Annotated in this window: 20 protein-coding genes; all 20 read left to right on the forward strand. The window is 54.3% G+C overall.

Going from position 1 to position 18,071, the window contains the following annotated elements; translation table 11 throughout:
* The first annotated feature begins 487 nt into the window (after nucleotides 1-487).
* The 20 genes from dnaB-PI to AC790_RS18885 all read left to right on the forward strand — a co-directional run bounded on the left by dnaB-PI (nucleotide 488) and on the right by AC790_RS18885 (nucleotide 17,994).
* Nucleotides 488-1,873: an SPI-7-type island replicative DNA helicase gene (gene dnaB-PI / locus AC790_RS18790; RefSeq protein ID WP_049852760.1), complete on the forward strand. Its 1,386-nt coding sequence runs from the start codon at nucleotides 488-490 to the stop codon at nucleotides 1,871-1,873.
* Nucleotides 1,873-3,429, forward strand: coding sequence for a ParB family protein (locus tag AC790_RS18795; RefSeq protein ID WP_049852761.1), 1,557 nt, complete (start codon nucleotides 1,873-1,875; stop codon nucleotides 3,427-3,429). The genes dnaB-PI and AC790_RS18795 overlap by 1 nt, the downstream gene beginning before the upstream one ends.
* 3 nt (nucleotides 3,430-3,432) lie before the next feature.
* Nucleotides 3,433-4,017: a DUF2857 domain-containing protein gene (locus AC790_RS18800; RefSeq protein ID WP_049852762.1), complete on the forward strand. Its 585-nt coding sequence runs from the start codon at nucleotides 3,433-3,435 to the stop codon at nucleotides 4,015-4,017.
* A gap of 45 nt (nucleotides 4,018-4,062) precedes the next feature.
* On the forward strand, nucleotides 4,063-4,311 hold the full coding sequence (locus AC790_RS18805; RefSeq protein WP_049852763.1) for a hypothetical protein: 249 nt from the start codon (nucleotides 4,063-4,065) through the stop codon (nucleotides 4,309-4,311).
* A 77-nt stretch (nucleotides 4,312-4,388) separates the two neighbouring features.
* Nucleotides 4,389-5,579 carry an STY4528 family pathogenicity island replication protein gene (locus AC790_RS18810; protein ID WP_049852764.1) on the forward strand — a complete coding sequence of 397 codons (1,191 nt, stop codon included), beginning with the start codon at nucleotides 4,389-4,391 and terminating at the stop codon, nucleotides 5,577-5,579.
* A 218-nt stretch (nucleotides 5,580-5,797) separates the two neighbouring features.
* A complete protein-coding gene (locus AC790_RS18815) occupies nucleotides 5,798-6,511 on the forward strand; it encodes a PFL_4669 family integrating conjugative element protein (protein ID WP_049852765.1) in 714 nt (237 codons plus the stop codon).
* 10 nt (nucleotides 6,512-6,521) lie between these two features.
* On the forward strand, nucleotides 6,522-7,076 hold the full coding sequence (locus AC790_RS18820) for a hypothetical protein (RefSeq protein WP_049852766.1): 555 nt from the start codon (nucleotides 6,522-6,524) through the stop codon (nucleotides 7,074-7,076).
* Nucleotides 7,077-7,090: 14 nt separating this feature from the next.
* Entirely contained in the window at nucleotides 7,091-9,157 is a 2,067-nt protein-coding gene (locus AC790_RS18825) for a DNA topoisomerase III (RefSeq protein WP_049852767.1), read from the forward strand.
* Nucleotides 9,158-9,486: 329 nt separating this feature from the next.
* Complete coding sequence (locus AC790_RS18830; protein ID WP_049852768.1) at nucleotides 9,487-9,969, forward strand: STY4534 family ICE replication protein; 483 nt, start codon at nucleotides 9,487-9,489, stop codon at nucleotides 9,967-9,969.
* A 57-nt stretch (nucleotides 9,970-10,026) separates the two neighbouring features.
* Nucleotides 10,027-10,635, forward strand: a complete 609-nt coding sequence (locus AC790_RS18835; RefSeq protein WP_049852769.1) for a single-stranded DNA-binding protein — start codon at nucleotides 10,027-10,029, stop codon at nucleotides 10,633-10,635.
* Nucleotides 10,636-10,697: 62 nt separating this feature from the next.
* Entirely contained in the window at nucleotides 10,698-10,940 is a 243-nt protein-coding gene (locus AC790_RS18840; protein WP_049852770.1) for a DUF4160 domain-containing protein, read from the forward strand.
* The gene (locus tag AC790_RS18845; RefSeq protein ID WP_007885438.1) at nucleotides 10,924-11,172 is read left to right on the forward strand and encodes a DUF2442 domain-containing protein; all 249 of its coding nucleotides are present in this window, start codon (nucleotides 10,924-10,926) and stop codon (nucleotides 11,170-11,172) included. Before AC790_RS18840 ends, AC790_RS18845 begins: the two co-directional genes overlap by 17 nt.
* 129 nt (nucleotides 11,173-11,301) lie before the next feature.
* The gene (locus tag AC790_RS18850) at nucleotides 11,302-11,949 is read left to right on the forward strand and encodes a PilL N-terminal domain-containing protein (RefSeq protein ID WP_049852771.1); all 648 of its coding nucleotides are present in this window, start codon (nucleotides 11,302-11,304) and stop codon (nucleotides 11,947-11,949) included.
* Complete coding sequence (locus AC790_RS18855; protein ID WP_049852772.1) at nucleotides 11,946-12,713, forward strand: hypothetical protein; 768 nt, start codon at nucleotides 11,946-11,948, stop codon at nucleotides 12,711-12,713. Before AC790_RS18850 ends, AC790_RS18855 begins: the two co-directional genes overlap by 4 nt.
* Nucleotides 12,714-12,723: 10 nt before the next feature.
* Nucleotides 12,724-13,449, forward strand: coding sequence for a TIGR03759 family integrating conjugative element protein (locus AC790_RS18860; RefSeq protein WP_049852773.1), 726 nt, complete (start codon nucleotides 12,724-12,726; stop codon nucleotides 13,447-13,449).
* Nucleotides 13,428-14,057, forward strand: coding sequence for a lytic transglycosylase domain-containing protein (locus AC790_RS18865; RefSeq protein WP_049852774.1), 630 nt, complete (start codon nucleotides 13,428-13,430; stop codon nucleotides 14,055-14,057). The genes AC790_RS18860 and AC790_RS18865 overlap by 22 nt, the downstream gene beginning before the upstream one ends.
* Before the next feature lie 2 nt (nucleotides 14,058-14,059).
* Nucleotides 14,060-14,566, forward strand: a complete 507-nt coding sequence (locus AC790_RS18870) for an integrating conjugative element protein (RefSeq protein WP_049852775.1) — start codon at nucleotides 14,060-14,062, stop codon at nucleotides 14,564-14,566.
* A complete protein-coding gene (locus AC790_RS18875; protein WP_049852776.1) occupies nucleotides 14,563-15,132 on the forward strand; it encodes a restriction endonuclease in 570 nt (189 codons plus the stop codon). The genes AC790_RS18870 and AC790_RS18875 overlap by 4 nt, the downstream gene beginning before the upstream one ends.
* Nucleotides 15,129-17,228 carry a type IV conjugative transfer system coupling protein TraD gene (gene traD, locus AC790_RS18880; protein ID WP_049852777.1) on the forward strand — a complete coding sequence of 700 codons (2,100 nt, stop codon included), beginning with the start codon at nucleotides 15,129-15,131 and terminating at the stop codon, nucleotides 17,226-17,228. Before AC790_RS18875 ends, traD begins: the two co-directional genes overlap by 4 nt.
* A complete protein-coding gene (locus AC790_RS18885; RefSeq protein WP_049852778.1) occupies nucleotides 17,221-17,994 on the forward strand; it encodes a TIGR03747 family integrating conjugative element membrane protein in 774 nt (257 codons plus the stop codon). Before traD ends, AC790_RS18885 begins: the two co-directional genes overlap by 8 nt.
* The last annotated feature ends 77 nt before the right edge of the window (nucleotides 17,995-18,071 follow it).

The raw sequence follows: 18,071 nt of genomic DNA on the forward strand, positions 1-18,071 counted from the left end.
TTAAGTAATGGTAATATTTAAAGACTTTATAAATAAAACGTTAAAGAATTTCATACTCTTTCATCAGCGCTGGCATGGTTTTCACAAGTCAGGTCAAGTTTCCGCTACTTGCATGATGAGTGTTGCTGCTGAGCATTCGGGATAAATGAGGGCGCCAGAACAGTGGGGCCTGAAAGTAATAATTTGAGTTAATAAGAAATCCACACTTTGACTTAAGCCGGAGAGACTATGCCCTCAGTAACTGATGCCCAGAACCCTGCACCAATCGTTTACATAGGTCCAGTCAGACGTATGAAAACTGAAAGCTGTGCCGTCAGGCTCACTCAGTCTTCAGGCCGGGTGGTGAGCGCATCAAAAATTGTACAGGGTCTTATTGATCGCTATTTGGACATCTATACAGAAGAGTTAGCGGCTCAATCAGTTAACATCTAGCACCTCATTCTTCAAACGAATGCTAATCCACGTTTATTTGTGGAGGGATCATCTCATGCCTGAAAAACCATTAGTAACAGAAAGTATTCCTTACCATACCGATGCAGAGCAGTGCGTGTTGGGTGCGTTGATGCTCGATAATGAACGATGGGACGATATCAATATCCTGCTTACCGGAGACGATTTCTTCGTTGGCGCCCATCGGGCGATTTTTCGTGCCATGAGTGGGCTGTCGTCCCGATTACAGCCTTTTGACCTTATCACCCTCAGTGAAACGCTGGAAAGCGAAGGCCGGCTCGAAACGGCTGGCGGCTTTGCTTATCTGGCCGAACTCAGCAAAAACACCCCTTCGGCGGCAAATATTCTCTCCTATGCCGGAATTGTTCTCGAAAAGAGCCGGCTCAGACAACTACAAATCATTGGTAACTCTCTTCTGGCAGATATTGGCAGTAGCAGACTGGATTCCCTTAGTGTTGCCGCCCACGCAGAAGATGCGCTTTTCCGGTTGAGTGAGCAGGGACAGCATGCAAACGAGTGCGAAACGGAAATCATGCAGGCGCTGGATCAGCTGCTGAGCAAGCTGGAAGTGGCCACTGCCGCAGACAACGGAATTACGGGCACGCCGACCGGGATGGCTGAGTTTGATTTTATGACATGTGGACTGCAGCCCGGTGATTTAATCATACTCGCCGCGCGTCCCTCCATGGGTAAAACCTCCCTGGCACTCAGTTGGGGCATCGGTGCTTTGCTGAACCGACCGGACGAGAACGTAATCATCTTCAGCATTGAAATGCCCACCGACCAGTTGACCATGCGGATGCTGTCGATGCGCAGCAGGGTAGAGCTTAACAGCCTGCGCAGCGGCAATCTCAGTGACGAAGACTGGGGCAGGATAAGCATGGGTGCACAGGAAATAGCGGACTGGCGGCAACGGCTAATAATTGATGATAACAGCAATCAGACACCTGCTACCCTTCGTACCCGCGCCCGCAGATACGTCCGCAAATACGGCAAACCCTCTCTCATCATGGTGGATTATCTTCAGCTGATGCGCTGTCCGGACATGGAAAACCGCACTCAGGAAATCGCTGAGATATCCCGCTCTCTTAAAGCGCTGGGTAAAGAACTGGGGTGCCCCGTCCTTGCCCTGTCACAGCTCAACCGCCAGGTTGAGCAACGCGCGGATAAGCGGCCCAATAATGGCGATCTTCGTGATTCAGGTGCACTCGAACAGGATGCCGATCTGATTGCGTTTATTTATCGCGATGAGGTTTATCAAGCTGATACGGCACATCCCGGTCAGGCCGAAATCATTATCAGTAAACAGCGGCAGGGGCCGACCGGCACTATCAAAACGCAGTTTGACGGCAAATTTACTCTCTTCAGTGAATATCCTGAAGGAGGATATGACCTAGGTTATGACTTCCGGAGGCCAGCATAGTGAAGAAGGATCAGCAGGTTTTAAGCTCATTGCCAGACCGAGAAAACATCGCCCATGTGTTCACATTGGATCAGTTGTGTACGAATCCCGATAATCCACGAAAAACGCGAAACCCACGTTTTGATGACATCAAGTCGTCTATTCGCGCACGTGGTCTCGAATCCGTACCACTTGTCACCCGCGATCCGCGTCTTCCAGAAGGAATATGGACCTTCAGCGATGGCGGGAACACCCGTTATGCCATTATGCGTGAACTGTGGAACGAAACCGGAGATCCGCGTTTTTACCGGATGACCTGCATGGTGAAACCCTGGGCTGGCCGCTTTCAGTGCCTGACGGGGCACCTGGCAGAAAATGAAACGCACGGACAGCTGACGTTCATTGATAAAGCCCTCTCGGTACAGGATGCCAGGCAGTTGCTTGAACAAGAGAGAGGAAAAAAAGTATCGCTGCGGGAGCTGGCGACTGCTCTGACTGATAACGGGCTTCCCGTCCATTATTCCAGCGTCTGTCGTATGGAAGATGTCGTCAGACATCTTTATCCGTGGATGCCTGAACTTCTGCGCTCGGGTTTTGGCGGGCAGGAACTTCGGCATCTGCTCAAGCTTCGTAAAAGCGCTGAATCAGTCTGGGAAAAGTATCAGGCAGAAAATTTTATTGAAACTGATACAGATTTTACCCCGGTATTTGGCATGTGCTGCAGCAAATTTGACGATCCAGAGCTGTGGTCTCTTGAGATGTTCAGGGATGAGTTAATCGGCGATCTCACGCAAGCGTTTCCCTGCGAAGATCTCAACTACGATGGCTGGCTGCTTGAATTAAAAGGCAGCTCTAAACCTGAAGTTAGTGATCCAGACAAAGACTTCTCGGTCGCTACTGAGGACGAAAATGTGCAGGAAGCCGAATTACTGAAAGTTGGCCATGAAATTCCAATCGGGACTGAACTGCAGCAGTCTGAGCCTGACCAGAACTTTGAAGACACTGCACCCGATTCTCAAAATCCAGTTAACCAGGAGGTACGCGCCGAGAAGCGAAACGGTTGTCTGGATCCTGGTGAACAACCCCGCGTCATCCCAGCTTCTTCCTGTGCTCAACCAGATATTCAGCCACCCCTCGTAAAAGACACGGCTGAAGTTGCTAATCCACATGAACACGCCATAACAGACTCACTGTGGCACGTTAATGCTCTCCAGGACGACATCGACCATCTTCAGAACCTCTCGTGGCGCCTGTGTTGGGAAATTGCCAGCGCCCATGGTTGTGGCGATGATCTTGAACCAGCCTGTGACAGTGAAACTTCACCAGGTTTTCGGATGGTTTCTGCCAGTGAAGCATCTGATGTGGCCATCTTTCTGGCCTCGCTTACCGGCGCATCTCATTATGCCGGAGACGGGAATCTTTTGACTGTTTTGCTGATCGGGTCATTCGAATCAGTTTCACCGCTATTTAATGACGAGCAGACCCTGACCCTCTTCCGACTTATCAGGATCCTTCGTCGCCTCCGCGAACTGCAGCGTTTAAATGCTGCGCCTGTTGTTACTGTCAATGAAGGGTAAACGATGAACACCAACCTCTCTCGCGCCGCTAACGGTTTCCTGCTCGATCTGGTCATGGAGCTGAAAAACGGCTTTATACGCCGCTGCGACAAAATGGGCCTGAATTCTGACGACATTGCCATGCTCAGGGACATGACCGTGGAAGACATTCATTACATTATCAACAGCGAAGTATCCGTGCTGACGTTTGCCATAAACCAGGACAACCTTGCCCGGCTGGTCATGCAGGCAAGACTTGAGCAAACGCGAAAACAGCGTATTGACCGGGCGCTTGCTTTGGGCGGCTCAATCAAACTCATGGAGCATTTTTTCGGGCTGATGAGTAATGACGTTGCAGCGCGTCGCAGGATAGCCGGCATAAAAGTTCGTGCAGGTCGTGGAAGCGTTCTTAGCGATGAACAGAGTACGGAGTTGTGGGAAATCTGGGCGGCCAATGACAATAAAGCACTTCGAAGCGAAACGGATGAGGGGCTGGATTTGATGCTGCTTGCCGCTGAACAAATGGATATTTCTCTCACTGCAGTCTGGAACACTGTTCTCAAGTGGGAGAGTGAAAATCTGACAGCGGCCACGCGGAGAAGAGCATGAGTTTTAACCGACGGAGTGCGTTCACTGTAATCAGATGGGGGCAGGATGCGATTTAAAGAGATCATACCGGGCCTGAAAGCCCCGACGACTGTTCCGGCGTCACTGTCTAAAAAAGCGGTCAGCGCGGTTCAACGATTCTGGCACGGAGAGCGTAACTATAAGCGCCTGAATGAAAACCGGACGGGCTATTACAAGATTGATCTCGGTCCGTTCTGGCGACTGCTCAGCCGTGATGAAGGGCGCACCTGGGAGATGATGAACCATGAGCGCTATAACACGGCTATGCGTAACTGAAGCGTAGTCAGAATGCTGAGCGATGAGCCTTTAGCGGCACATTGCTCAGCATTTTTTTTGTATTCAGAAGGTGAAGTATGACATTACCGGATGACAGCCTTATCCATCAGGCAGTCACAAAATTAACTGATCGGCTGACGGCACGTTTACCGGAAGAACAGAACAGCTTTGTTCGTGGCGGTCTGTTGTTCACGGGTAACATACACGATTCCATGCCGCGCCGGCTGCTTCTTGATCAGCGTCTATCCCCGCTTGATAAAATGGGCTGGATAATTATCCGCTTACACGCTTTGGGCAACGACGGTGCCGTTTTTCCCTCTTATGAAGAATTGCAGCTGCAGCTGGCAACGCCGGGTAAAGGCAGGGCATCAAAAGAGACCATTAGCCGGATACTTCTGATGTTACGCATCACGGGCTGGATCAGCCTCTGCAAACGCGTCAGAGATGAAAAGGGAAGGGTAAGAGGGAATATTTATGCGCAGCATGATGAGCCTTTGTCATTTGCTGATGCAGAAATGTTCGACCCGCACTGGCTTAAAACGGTGGCTGAAGCCTGCCTGAGCAGTAACCGGACCGTCAGCGCCACGGCAAAAACAATCATCAGTGAAATCCGGCTTGATCCCACAATGCTCCATCATCGCAGTCATCTCCAGATGATTGAGGCCCGTCTGGGCTCAGCCCAAAGTCCTGAAGAATTGATCCGCCGTGTCGCACCCGGGCAGAAAGTCCGCTCGCCGGGTTCGGATTCCGAACTCAGCTTAAAAAAGCATGATCCGCAGCCCGGTTCGGATTCCGAACACAGTGAGAGTACCGAAAATGACAGCCGGGTTCGGAATCCGAACAGTTACGTACGTAGTTTTACTAATAATACAGATAAAACATACGTAACCGGTTCGGTTTGCCTGCCAGATGACTTCGCTTCACTGCTGAAACCAGCAGACCGGGACATGGTTAATCGCCAGCTGCAGGCGCTGTCGCCTGAGCGATCTGCCCTGGTGTTGTCGAATGTTATTCGTGCACAGCGTGAAGGCAGCCTGCAAAACCCGCTTGGCTGGTTGCTGACGGTGCTTAAAAGGGCCCGACAGGGGGAGCTTTATCCTGCAGAAAACGTACGAAAAGTACCTGATCACATGAGCCCGTCACCGCGCCCTGAACTGCGCCCTTTTAAGCCTTCCCGCCCTGATAGCCGACAGACGTGCAGTGAAGAGCGCGTAAGAGTAATCGTTCAGAGTCTTCGAATGTCTGTTGGAGCTCAGAGAAATGATTAGGCAGCCAGCGGAGTCACAAAAGCGAGCAGTGTTGCACGGTGCAACAGAGGTTAAAAAGTGAGTAGTGCTGCACCGTGCAACAGAGGTCATTAATAAAGCGTCGCAGGCAGCGAACAAATTTTACTTTTCGAATATCTGGTTTCGAATTGTTTACGGTCCTCTCAGGAATGAGGATCGCCACTTAACTTAAGAAAGCCTTTGCCAATCAGGAGACAGCTATGGCCGAACAGACAACCCCTCAAACAGCGCCCCGGCGATCTGGCGGATTAGTATCCACGCTGACTGTCGAGCTGCATTCGCATTATGCAATCAGGCTCTGGGAAGGGCGCAATCGATCAGATGAGAAATCAAAGGCTGAAAAACGCCCCAAAATTCTGGGGATGCCGGAGGCGATTTCGCGGGCAGGGTTCGCCGGGCGTGATGCAGCGGCCGGCAACCCCTATGGTGATGCGTTGCTGGTCAATCTTGAAGAGGCCATTAAGCTGGCGACTGAGAAGGTGGAAGAGCAAGTCAAAAAGATAGAAATCATTACAGCCGCCATTCCGGCAGGTATCACTATATCTGAAGTGACATCTTCCGAGCCGCTGAACCTCGATGTGTTTAGTCGATCACCTCTGGGCTATCGCTGTGTCTGGCTGTTAGTACATTACGACCAGCTGGCGCTGAAAGCCTTCCGGGCATTCCATTACGGTCTGATCTCCCGTTCACAGCGCGATGATTTCCTCGAAAAAGGGAGTAAAGCGATACGTGTCGTCTATGGGTTGATTCAGAACTACCGGACCGTGCCGGTGACATACGAGGATATCCGCCATAAAACGGCGCGGGGTCTGGCTGCCATAGAGCGTCTGGGTGAACCCGATCCTGCCGTTATGTCAGGCAAAAAACGTTCTTCATTCTCTCCACTTTCTGCCGTTACCTCAGAGGACAATTAATTTGAACCGGATGATGACTTCGGGCGTTATCTGCGCCCTTCTCAGCGGCTGTGCCGGCACTGACTTTGCCAGCATCAATAAAAATATCAGCGATACCGCTTTCAGTATCAGTAAAACCCTGCGCGACAGTGATTCTGATTCCATGGATTCCGGCAACGGTATGCCGGTACTGACAAAAGCATCTGGATCTGGCGGGGAAAGTGCCAGTAAACAGTTCAGCGTGCCGGTAGATATCGATACGGCAGCCGCGCGATTAAAGCGCCACTACGGCTATGTGAGTGCTGATGAAATTGAACGTATTCGTTCCAGAGATCGTAATAGCCGCTGGAGTGCCGCTGCCATCGAGGACGCTCATCCAGTTTGGGAAGCCGTTCCGGGGAGCTCCTATCGCATGGGCAGCGACGTGGGTGACAACGACCATATGGATATCGAGCTTGAAAAGAACGGTTCCGGAACGCGGGTATATGTGACATACAAATCACCCGTGGCATCGCACCTTACCGGCAGCGCTTTCAACAACGTTATGTCTCAGGTCCGTCAGGTTGCTTCTGGTCAGGCACGCTAAAACTGGAGGCCGGCATGCAGCTTTATCTATGTGAAAAACCCTCTCAGGCCAAAGATATTGCCCGCGTGCTGGGCGTCAGCCAGCGCGGCCAGGGGTGTATTACCGGCGGTAATATTACAGTCACGTGGGCAATAGGCCATCTGCTGGAAACGGCCACGCCCGAAACCTATGGCGAGCAGTTTGGTCGCCCGTGGCGCACTGAGGTGCTGCCGATCATCCCGGACCGCTGGCAGATGACCGTCAAGAAAGACACTTCAGATCAGTTTGGCGTTATCAAAAAACTGCTGAAACAGGCCAGTGAGGTAGTCATCGCAACCGATGCCGATCGCGAAGGTGAGGTGATCGCGCGTGAGCTGATGGATTACTGCAATTACACCGGTGCCGTGCGCCGGCTGTGGCTTTCCGCGCTGGATGAGGCCAGCATCAAAAAAGCTCTCAGTGAAATGCTCTCAGGCGACAAGACCGAAAAACTGTATCAGGCAGGTATTGGCCGCTCGCGGGCGGACTGGCTTATCGGGATGAACCTGACGCGGCTTTATACCCTTAAGGCCGGTGAAGCCGGGTTTTCGGAGGTGTTTTCCGTGGGCAGGGTGCAGACGCCCACGCTCGCTATAGTGGTTAACCGGGATCTTGAAATTGCCGGCTTCACACCAAAGCCCTGGTGGAAAGTCAGAGCGCAGCTTGAAAAAGACAGTATCCGTTTTGAGGCTGAATGGGTTGCTGCGGAGCAATACTGTGATGATGAAAAGCGGTGCGTAAATCAGCAGATTGCACAGGCCGTTCAGCAGCTCTGCCTTAAAACCGGGAACGGCAGCGTGATTTCCGTTGAGAAAAAGCGGGCTAAAACGCCGGCACCACTCTGTTTTTCCCTCGGCGATCTTCAGGAAGCCTGCAACAGGAAATGGGGTTTCGGCGCTAATGAGGTGCTGTCTATAGCCCAGTCGCTGTATGAAACGCACAAAGCGACGACCTATCCGCGAACAGACTGCGGTTATCTGCCAGTATCGATGCGGGAAGAGGTCAGTGACGTTCTCCAGGCTGTACAGCATTCTGATCCGGCTATCGGCAGCGAGCTTTCCCGACTTGATACCGCATTTACCTCGCGCGTCTGGAACGACAAGAAAATTACTGCGCACCACGCCATTATTCCGACGCGACAGCCATTCGACATAGCAAAGCTGAACGCAAAAGAGCTCAAAGTCTACTCTCTTATCCGCCTGCACTATCTGGCTCAGTTTATGCCGCTGCAGGAATCCGATGTGACGGATGCCACCTTCAATATCGGTAATCAGCTTTTCCGCACGCGCGGTCGCGTGATGGTTCATGCCGGGTGGAAATCCCTGTTCAGAGGGGAGCTGGCTGAAGAGGAAGAGGGTGATAAGGAATCTGCCGCGCAGCTGCCCGTGCTGGAACAGGGCAATGTCTGCAGCGTCACCGGTGCAGACGTCAAAGATAATGTGACAAAAGCGCCGCCGCACCACACGGAAGGAACGCTTATTGCCGCCATGAAAAACGCCGCCAGCCTGGTCACGGATCCCCAGCTCAGGAAGGTGCTCCGCGATAACGCGGGACTCGGTACGGAAGCAACGCGCAGCGGCGTGCTGGAAACGCTGTTTAAACGGGGCTTCCTGGAGAAAAAAGGGAAATTCATCATTGCCACGCAGATGGCGCGGGAGCTGATCGCTGCTTTGCCAGAGACGCTGACCAGTCCGGGCATGACGGCCCTGTGGGAGCAGGCGCTGGATGACATTGCCCAGGGAAAAAGCGGGCTCAGTGATTTTATGCAAAAGCAAAGCCAGTGGACCCGGCATCTGGTCGAAAAAGGGCGGGACACTGCCTTTAAGGTCACGGTTCCAGTCGGCCCTGTCTGCCCGCTGTGTGGCGGAAAGACCCATCAGCGTAAGAGTAAGGAAGGTAAATTCTGGGGCTGTGTGAAGTACCCGGACTGTAAGGGAATTGTTGGTGAGACAAACCGTAAAACCCGACGCCAGGCTGCGGGGAAAAGCCGGGGCACTGGTAAAGGCCGGAAAAGTCCGGCTTCTGCGCCGGCTACCCTAAATCTGCAGAGCCAGAAAGGTTGACAGTCGTGAAATTTGGCTTAAAAATAAACGTGCTTGTCCGTCGTCTCTGACGACCACCAATGATTAACCGGCCTGAGAGAATCGCCTTCGGGTGGCTGAACATAACACTCCTGTAGCCTGCAAGGGAGAACACATCAGTGTGGTAAATCTGCCCGCCTTTGGAAGCAGATATCGTCAATCACGGCTCCTACTGCCTGGCGATGAAGGTACATTCAACTATCAAGACAGTCAGAATTTAGCTGATTCTGACTCCCCGACGGGAATACTTCTCCCGTCCGGGCAGAAGTTTTCTCCGTCGAACCAAATTTGACCTCCATGGAGAAAACATCATGTCTGTAAACAACACCTCTAATGCCAGTAACACCGGTAAATCTAAAGACTACTTCAACCTGACCATCAACGGACTGGGCTATCTCAGCAACGTTCGCCAGGTCAATGCTCAGTCCGGCACCTTTATCAGCTGCGTTATTAACGCACTGTCAGGTCCGAGCGACAGCCCATCTTATGTGCGTTTTGACGTCACCGTTGCCGGCAAAGAAGCCAGCAGTCTCATAAACCGCTGCCAGAAAGCGGTGGATGAGGATAAGAAAGTGTTGATTGGCTTTGTTCTGAGCAACCCATCAACGGACATTTTTCAGCTGAAAAATGGTGAGCACGCAGGTGAAAGTCGCGTCAGTCTGAAAGCCCGCCTGATCAAGGTGGACTGGGTCAAGATAGGCCAGGACATGGTCTTCAAGACTGAACGCGCCGAACCGCAGCATGCGCAGAGCGCCGCTTCCCAGCAGCAATCCTACGCAGAAAACTCATTCTGATTGTTCACCATAGCCTGCTCTTTTCTGAGCAGGCTTCCCCATATAAGGAGCATACTTATGTACTCACGTGGCGTAAACAAAGTCATTCTCGTTGGCAATCTCGGTCAGGATCCGGAAATCCGCTACATGCCTAACGGCGGCGCTGTCGCTAACATTTCACTGGCAACGTCGGAGTCATGGCGTGATAAGCAGACCGGCGAAAATCGTGAAATCACCGAATGGCATCGCGTTGTGCTGTTTGGCAAGCTTGCAGAAGTCGCCGGCGAATACCTTCGCAAAGGTTCTCAGGTCTATATTGAGGGTCAGCTGCGCACCCGCAAGTGGCAGGATCAGAGCGGGCAGGACAAATACTCGACGGAAGTTGTCGTAAATGTTGGCGGCACCATGCAGATGTTAGGTGGCCGTACACAAAACAGTGACCAGCAGCAGTACAGTGGCAACTGGGGCCAGCCTCAGCAGCCGCCGTCACAGCCAGATTCCGCTCCACAACAGAAAAACAGTGGAAATAACGGAAAAGGTAATCGTGGTTCGCAACGTAACAATGCCGGCCAGCCCACGCCTCAGCAGCCCGTGCCACAGTCGCAGCCTGCAGGAGACTGGGATGATGATATACCGTTCCTCGGACACGGTTACGGCATGGCAAAACACGCTTCATCTTCTCTCTGACTCTTCGCTGCGTTTTGACCGCTGCACTAAATTTCACCATAATCCTTTAAAGGTTACTGACGATGCCTGCCATACTACGGCTGAACGGTTTTCGGTTCTTTTTCTACTCCAACGAAGGCAATCCACGCGAACCCGCTCACATTCATGTGATAAAGGCCGGTACAGAAGCAAAATTCTGGCTGGAGCCGGTTGTAAAACTGGCAAGTAACGATGGATTCGACTCCCGGACGGTAAAAGAGCTGATGACAGTGATAAGGCAACACCAAATCATGCTTCTGGAGGCCTGGAATGATTATTTCAGCTAAGAACGTTCGGTTCGATCATCACATTATGTGGGTCGAACTCTCAGACGAGCGGATAATCGGCGTACCGCTTTCATGGTTTCCCCGGCTTCGCAACGCGTCTGCCGAACAGCTGAAAGATTACGAACTGTCTCCCCGTGGTATCCACTGGGACGCACTGGACGAAGATATCTCAATCGATGGCCTGTTACAGGGGCGCGGTGATGTAACGCACCCGCCTCATCAGGTCGCCTGAAGGTGCTGATTAAAAAACGCTGACTCCGGTCGGCGTTTTTTTTTGAAATCGCAAAAAGAGTTGTTGATAGAAGCATGCCGAAGAGTTGCGCACAGTGAAGCCTGTTCTCACTGTACAGGAACTTTTCAGATGAAATTTAACGCCGTCTTTGCCGCTTTACCGCTTGCGCTGCTGGCGGGGTGCGTTCAGCAGCCCCCGAAGCTGCCGGAGCGGGCACCTGCTGAACCGGTTGCCCCGGTCAGCGTATCCCGCAATATCCAGGCATCCGCTGATGATGTATATGCGCGGACGCCGGAAGTGGTTCGCTACGATCGCTACCTGCTGGTCAGCACGGATCCGCAGGCGGTGCAGCGCGACCCTCTCTCCCAGATTATTGACGTCCGCATCCCCTCATCAGTGCAGCCAACCGTGGCTGACGCCATGCGCTATGCCCTGAAGCAGTCCGGCTATTCGCTTTGTCAGACCGGTCCGGCTAACGGCGTGTTATACCGTCAGCCGCTGCCGGCAGTCCAGTTCCAGCTCGGCCCGATGCGCCTTCGCACCGCGCTGCAGGTACTGGCGGGCCCGGCATGGGAGCTTGAAGTGGATGACGTACAGCGTGTGGTCTGTCACAGCCTGCGCGCCGGTTATCAGTTGCCCGTGACACAGCTGCCGCCGCGTCCTTCCAGCGCCTACGCACCGGCTGCAGGCGCTCCATCTTCTGCCAGTTCCTCTCAGGTGATCGCCCCTCGTCCCATTCAGGCCCAGCCTGCTCACGGAGGGTGGCTGACAAAATGACCACAGAAACTTCCTTCCCTCACGAAAACGCTGATGACGTTGTTCCGTCATCAGGCGGCAGGTTTAGCGCCGTCAAACGCCGGCTGCCGGCTATAGGACTGATCACGCTTTCCGTTGCCGCGCTTGGTCTCGCATTCATATCGCTTCGCGCCGGTGTGTCGCAGGAAAACCGTCTCAGCTACGTCGAGAAGCAGCAAAACGTGGTTTACACCCAGGCACTGGCTAAAACCGATCTGGAACCTCTCCAGGCAAACATCAACACGCAGGCCGAAGCGATAAAAAGGCAGCAGGTTCAGCTCGATGCGGTCCGTAAATCTCTCGAAGCCTGGTCTGCCAGAGGCTTATCTGAAGCAGTCGGTCAGGTTCGCCATTCGATCGATGAGCTGAATGATTCGCAGACTGCACTGCAGAGCCGTCAGGCTGCACTGGAACAGTCAGTTACCGCACTGCAACCCCCGCCTCAGAAAGCCCAACAGGCCACAGCTGAACCCAAAGCGGCAACGCCTGTAAAAAAGCCGGCACCCGCTAAGCCGCACCGTGCAGTCAAAACCGTGGCCCGCAAAGCGCCATTTGTACTGACCGGCGTTGAAAAGCGGGGTACGGAGTCGTTTGCGGCCATCGCGCCGTCGGGATTCAGCTCGCTGGCTGAAATCCGCCTGATCGGCGAAGGCCAGACCGTTAATGGCTGGACACTTGTTCACGCCGGCTACGGGCAGGCGCAATTTCGCGTAAACGGACGCTTAACGACTATCAACGTTCGCTAACGGAGGCGATATGAAGCTAAAAATAGCCAGTCTTGCAGCAATTATGCTCTGCTGCTCTGCGCAGGCCAGCGTTCAGGTTCAGAATTCCAGGGGCGAACCGGTGGATGCGCCGGCGCAGAGCGTGCAGCAAAGCAGCGTGCAGGATCTGAAACAGCAAGCCGGTCAGTGGGGGCTGAGTCAGGACGATTATAAGCGCTTTCAGTCACTGATGAACGGTCCGCGCGGCATTCAGTCACCGGGTCTGGATCCTCTGTCAACGCTGGGTATCGAGGCGCGGAGCCAGGCCGAACGTCGTCAGTATGCTGAGAAGTGGGTTAAGGAAGAGTTTGCGCGTACGCAAAAAGAGCTGGATTTCCAGCGCGAAGTCACCGCCGCATGGAAGCGGCTCTATCCGGAAACGCTTGCGGTAAATATGGGCAACGCAGCCGGCATTGCGCACGACACCGGCGGGCGACTGGCGCTGTTCGTTAAGTCAGCGGGCTGCGGGCAGTGTGACGCCCGGCTGGCAGCGGTATTAGCCGATAACAGGCCGGTTGATATCTACCTTGTAGACAGTCAGGGCGATGACGGGAAACTTCGCGGCTGGGCAAAAGACCATCACATTCCGCTGGACAGGGTGCGCAGCCGTCAGATCACACTGAATCACGACGGCGGTCGTTGGATGCGGTTCGGTAACGGCATCATGCCGGTCGTTCTGCAGCAGGGGGAAGACGGATGGCAACTCGGCGCATTCTGACCGGAGCGGCGCTGCTGCTGCTTTCATGTTCCACGTTCGCCAGTGGCAAACAAGCCGTTCCGGAGGGGTACGTGCGCGTGGCGCAGGCTCACAGCGTGCCGCCTGAATCGCTCTACTCCGTCAGCCTGCAGGAATCATCGCGCAGGCTGCCGCAGGGCGAACGCCCGTGGCCGTGGACCCTCAACGTCGCGGGTAAGGGCTATCGCTATAAAACCCGTCTAGAAGCCTGGCAGGCGCTGCAGGTGTTCATGAAAACGAACTCACTGAAGCGCATCGATGTCGGTATCGCCCAGGTTAATCTCGGCTGGAACGGCCAGCGTTTTACGTCAACCTGGGAGGCGCTGGATCCATACGTGAATCTCAATGCCGCTGGCGCCATCCTGCGCGAGTGCTGGGACCGGAAACCCGGAAGCTGGCTAGATGCCGCCGGCTGCTATCACCATCCCGCAGGCGGCGCACCCGCTGCCCGCTATCGCGCCTTCGTTAAAAGCAAGCTCGCCATGCTCCAGTCCTCGCCGCATCTGCCGGCGGCTACCGCAGTTGAACAGACAGCGTCCGCATCGGTGCCGGATAACGGCCTCATCTGGATAGATCCACGGAGTCAGTGATCATGAATCTGAAAAACCTCATCGTTACCGCATTTATCGCCTTTTCGCCTGCCGCACTGGCTGAGCTCAACGTCATTGCAGACCTGGGCGGACAGAGCACGCAGGCTATTTTCGAGGCCGTAAACCGCCAGGATACGCCGCCTGCGCCTGCTACAGCTCCTGAACAGGGGGAAGCGGCCATGCTGCCCGTTATTACGCCAGAACTTTCCCCCGGAAACGTGCCCCCCCGGGCGCTGCAACTGCCGGGCATCGGAGCGCTGTTTATCATAGGTGATGACAGCTATTCACGGCAGTGGCTGCAGCAGAACGCACAGCAGCTTTCAGCCAGAAATGAAGCCGGCCTCGTTGTGAACGTTGAAAGCCTGGAATCGCTGAAATCTCTGCGCGTTCTCGCGCCCGGTCTTCAGCTGGCGCCCTCATCGGGATCTGAACTTGCCCGCCGCCTGCAGCTGACCCACTACCCCGTACTTATCACGGACAGCGGCCTGTCTCAGGAGGTAGGGCAGTGATATCAGCTCCTTACATCGCTGTACTGCTGATGGCAAATCCGGTCCTCCTGACAGTTCTGCTGGCCGCGATTATCTTTCTGCTCTGGCGCTTTCGCCGGCAGTCGGCCAGCGAGCGGCGGCACCGCCGGTATCGCGCAACGGCAGAGCGCGTCTACACCCGCCTTCGCCAGCTCAGCGGAGACGGGCAGCGCATGAGCTATCTGCGCAAGATTAATCCCTACGTCTTTGAGGAGTTACTGCTGCTGGCATTTGAGCGTCAGGGCTATGCCGTACAGCGCAATGCGTCATACAGCGGCGACGGCGGCCTGGATGGAAGGGTACACATAAACGGCGAGTGCTGGCTGATTCAGGCCAAACGCTACAGTCGGGTGATAACACCGTCGCACGTCCAGGATTTTGACGCGCTGCTGACGCGCATGGGGCAACGCGGTCTGTTTATTCATACCGGCAGGACCGGCCAGAAAAGCAGGGCTGTCGGGAGCGGTTCACAGCAACTGATGATTATCAGCGGACAACGCCTTCTGGCTCTGCTGGCAGGTAAACCCTTTAAGGAGTTTTCTTTGTGAGTGATAAATACGTAATTGAAGCCCTTCTGCGCCCGGCTGTTGAACTGAATACAGCGGTCGCAGCGGGCACTGCCGCCATCGTCTGCGTAACAGCGCCCTGGGCAGTCGCCCTGGCACCCTCCGTCAGCTACGTCACCGCCGGCGGATTCGCCGTGCTGTCTGCCATACGCGCGCGTCAGGGAATGCAGGTTATTCGCTACCGTCGTAATCTGCGCCGTCTTCCGCGCTACGTGATGACGTCAAAACAGATCCCCGTCAGTAAACGCCGGCTTTTTCTGGGCCGTGGGTTTCGCTGGACCCAGAAACACACCCAGCGCCTGCGCGATACGCTACGCCCGGAAGTGGCCCCCTACCTTAAGCCGTCTAAGCTGTATCAGCTTGCCCGTCAGTTAGAGGAAGCGACAGAAAGCAGTTTACCGGCAATCGGCAGACTGCTCAGTGCAGATTCGCCAGTCAATCCGGTTCGCCCGCTTCCCCCGGTTGGCGGTAATCCGGCCGTACACGGCATTGAACCGGATGAAACTGACGTCACACTCGATCTACGTGAGCGGGTCGGTCACACGGTTGTTTACGGTACAACCCGCGTGGGCAAAACGCGCCTCGCTGAACTGTTAATCACTCAGGATATACGTCGTGGTGACGTCACCATCGTGTTTGATCCGAAAGGTGATGCGGACCTGCTGAAAAGGGTCTGGGCGGAAGCGCACCGGGCAGGCCGGGGCGATGAGCTGACCGTTTTCCACCTGGGCTGGCCTGAGATTTCCGCGCGGTATAACGCCGTAGGGCGCTTCGGCCGCGTATCAGAAGTCGCTACCCGCATTGCCGGCCAGCTCAGCGGCGAAGGTAACAGCGCAGCGTTTCGCGAGTTTGCCTGGCGATTCGTGAATATCGTTGCCCGGGCGCTGGTTGCTCTCGGGGAACGCCCGGATTACACCCTTATTACCCGCTACGTGAACAACATCGCCGACCTGTATCTGCGTTACGCCGAAAAAATCATTACCGAGAAACTGCCCGAACTGAACAGCCAGATCGAGAACAATGCCAACGCGTTCAGTGAGGACGACGTGCCGCGCAACATGCAGGGACAGCCTGAAGCTATCCGGATTTGGGCAGTTGAAGTGGCGCTGAGTTCGGACGCAGGAAACGCGCTGTATGACCCGATACTTGACGGGTTGCGCTCTGCAGTACGCTATGACCGTACCTACTTTGACAAAATTGTGGCGTCACTGCTGCCGCTGCTGGAAAAACTGACCACCGGTAAAACGGCGGAGCTGCTGTCTCCCGATTATCTGAACATGGAGGATCCGCGCCCTATTTTTGACTGGGAGCAGGTTATCCGTAAAAAAGGCATCGTTTACGTGGGGCTTGATGCTCTCAGCGACAACGAGGTTGCCAGCGCCGTAGGTAACAGCATGTTTGCCGATCTGGTTAGCGTGGCCGGTCACATCTACAAACACGGTATCAACGGCGGTCTGCCGGGTTCAAAAGAGGGCAAGGACCCCATTAACCTGCACTGCGATGAATTCAACGAACTGATGGGCAATGAGTTTATCCCGCTCATCAATAAAGGCGGCGGGGCAGGCATGCAGGTGACGGCCTATACGCAGACCTCATCTGATATTGAAGCCCGGATCGGGAGCGCGGCCAAAACCTCTCAGGTTCAGGGTAACTTCAACAACCTGATCATGCTGCGCGTGAGAGAAAACCGAACGGCAGAGCTGCTGACCTCACAGCTGCCGCAGGTTGAAATCTACAGTAAAACGCTGGTCTCAGGTCATCAGGATTCAGCTGACGTCACCGTCAATCACGATTTTACCTCCAGCACCCAAGATCGCGTCGGCACCATTAAAGTTCCACTGCTTGAACCTGCCGACATTGTCACGCTGCCTAAAGGTCAGGCGTTTGCGCTGCTTGAGGGCGGTCAGCTCTGGAAAATTCGTATGCCGCTGCCGGCGGGCGATGCAGGTGACGTGCATATGCCTGAGAACATCGCGCGTCTTGCAGAAGAGATGCGCCGGAATTATCACAGCAGTGAAGGGTGGTGGGACAGCCGCAGTTCAGCAATTGCGCCAGTGAAGGGAGATAACAATGGCTGAGGCACGTCGTACCGCACCGCAGCAATATCCGCAGCAGCAGCCCGCGCAACCGCGTGAGCACGGCCTGCTCTACAACCTGGTCTGGGGCTGGCCGTGGAAGCTCGTTGGCGTGATCCTGGCTTCACTGATGGTGAGCCTTGTCATTGAATATGTCGGGATTGCGTTCTTCTGGCCTGAGATGGGGGCAGCGCACAGCCAGGCGGTGATGAATACCGAGTTTGGCTATCTGTCTTCTGATTTTACCCGCAGCCTGCTGCTTTCCGAGCCGGCTGCGACGGTGACGGGCTGGATAACGGATGCCTATCAGTGGGCGTTTGTGGACAGTGGGATCATCGGCTGGATACAGGAAAAATATCAGGCAGAGATAAACAGCGGCAATGAGGTATCGCGCAATCTTAAGGGTGTCAGCAGCTGGCTGGGAAATTATCTGCAGCAGTACATGCTGGCAACGGTATATGTCTCTATTGTGACGCTGATCCGTGTCACTATCATTGCCCTTTCTGTTCCACTGTTCGTACTGGTTATATGCGTCGCCGTGGTAGAAGGGCTTGGCCGTCGTGATCTGCGTCGGTTTGGTGCCGGTTACGAGTCATCTTTTTTGTACCACCGCGCGAAAAGGTTGATTAAACCGGCTGTGTATCTGCCAGTGATGGGCTACCTTTCATGGCCTTCTGCGGTCTATCCAAACCTGTTACTGCTACCCGCTGCGTTAATGCTGGGAATTACCATTACGGTTACAACTGCTTCGTTCAAAAAATATCTTTAGTCGCCTAAAACTAATGCCTGTGTAATGCAGGCTTTAGTTTTTCACTCCGCTACAATCGATTAAATCTTGATCGGATT

The sequence above is a fragment of the Pantoea sp. RIT-PI-b genome (genome assembly GCF_001187905.1).
GTDB lineage: Bacteria > Pseudomonadota > Gammaproteobacteria > Enterobacterales > Enterobacteriaceae > Pantoea > Pantoea nemavictus.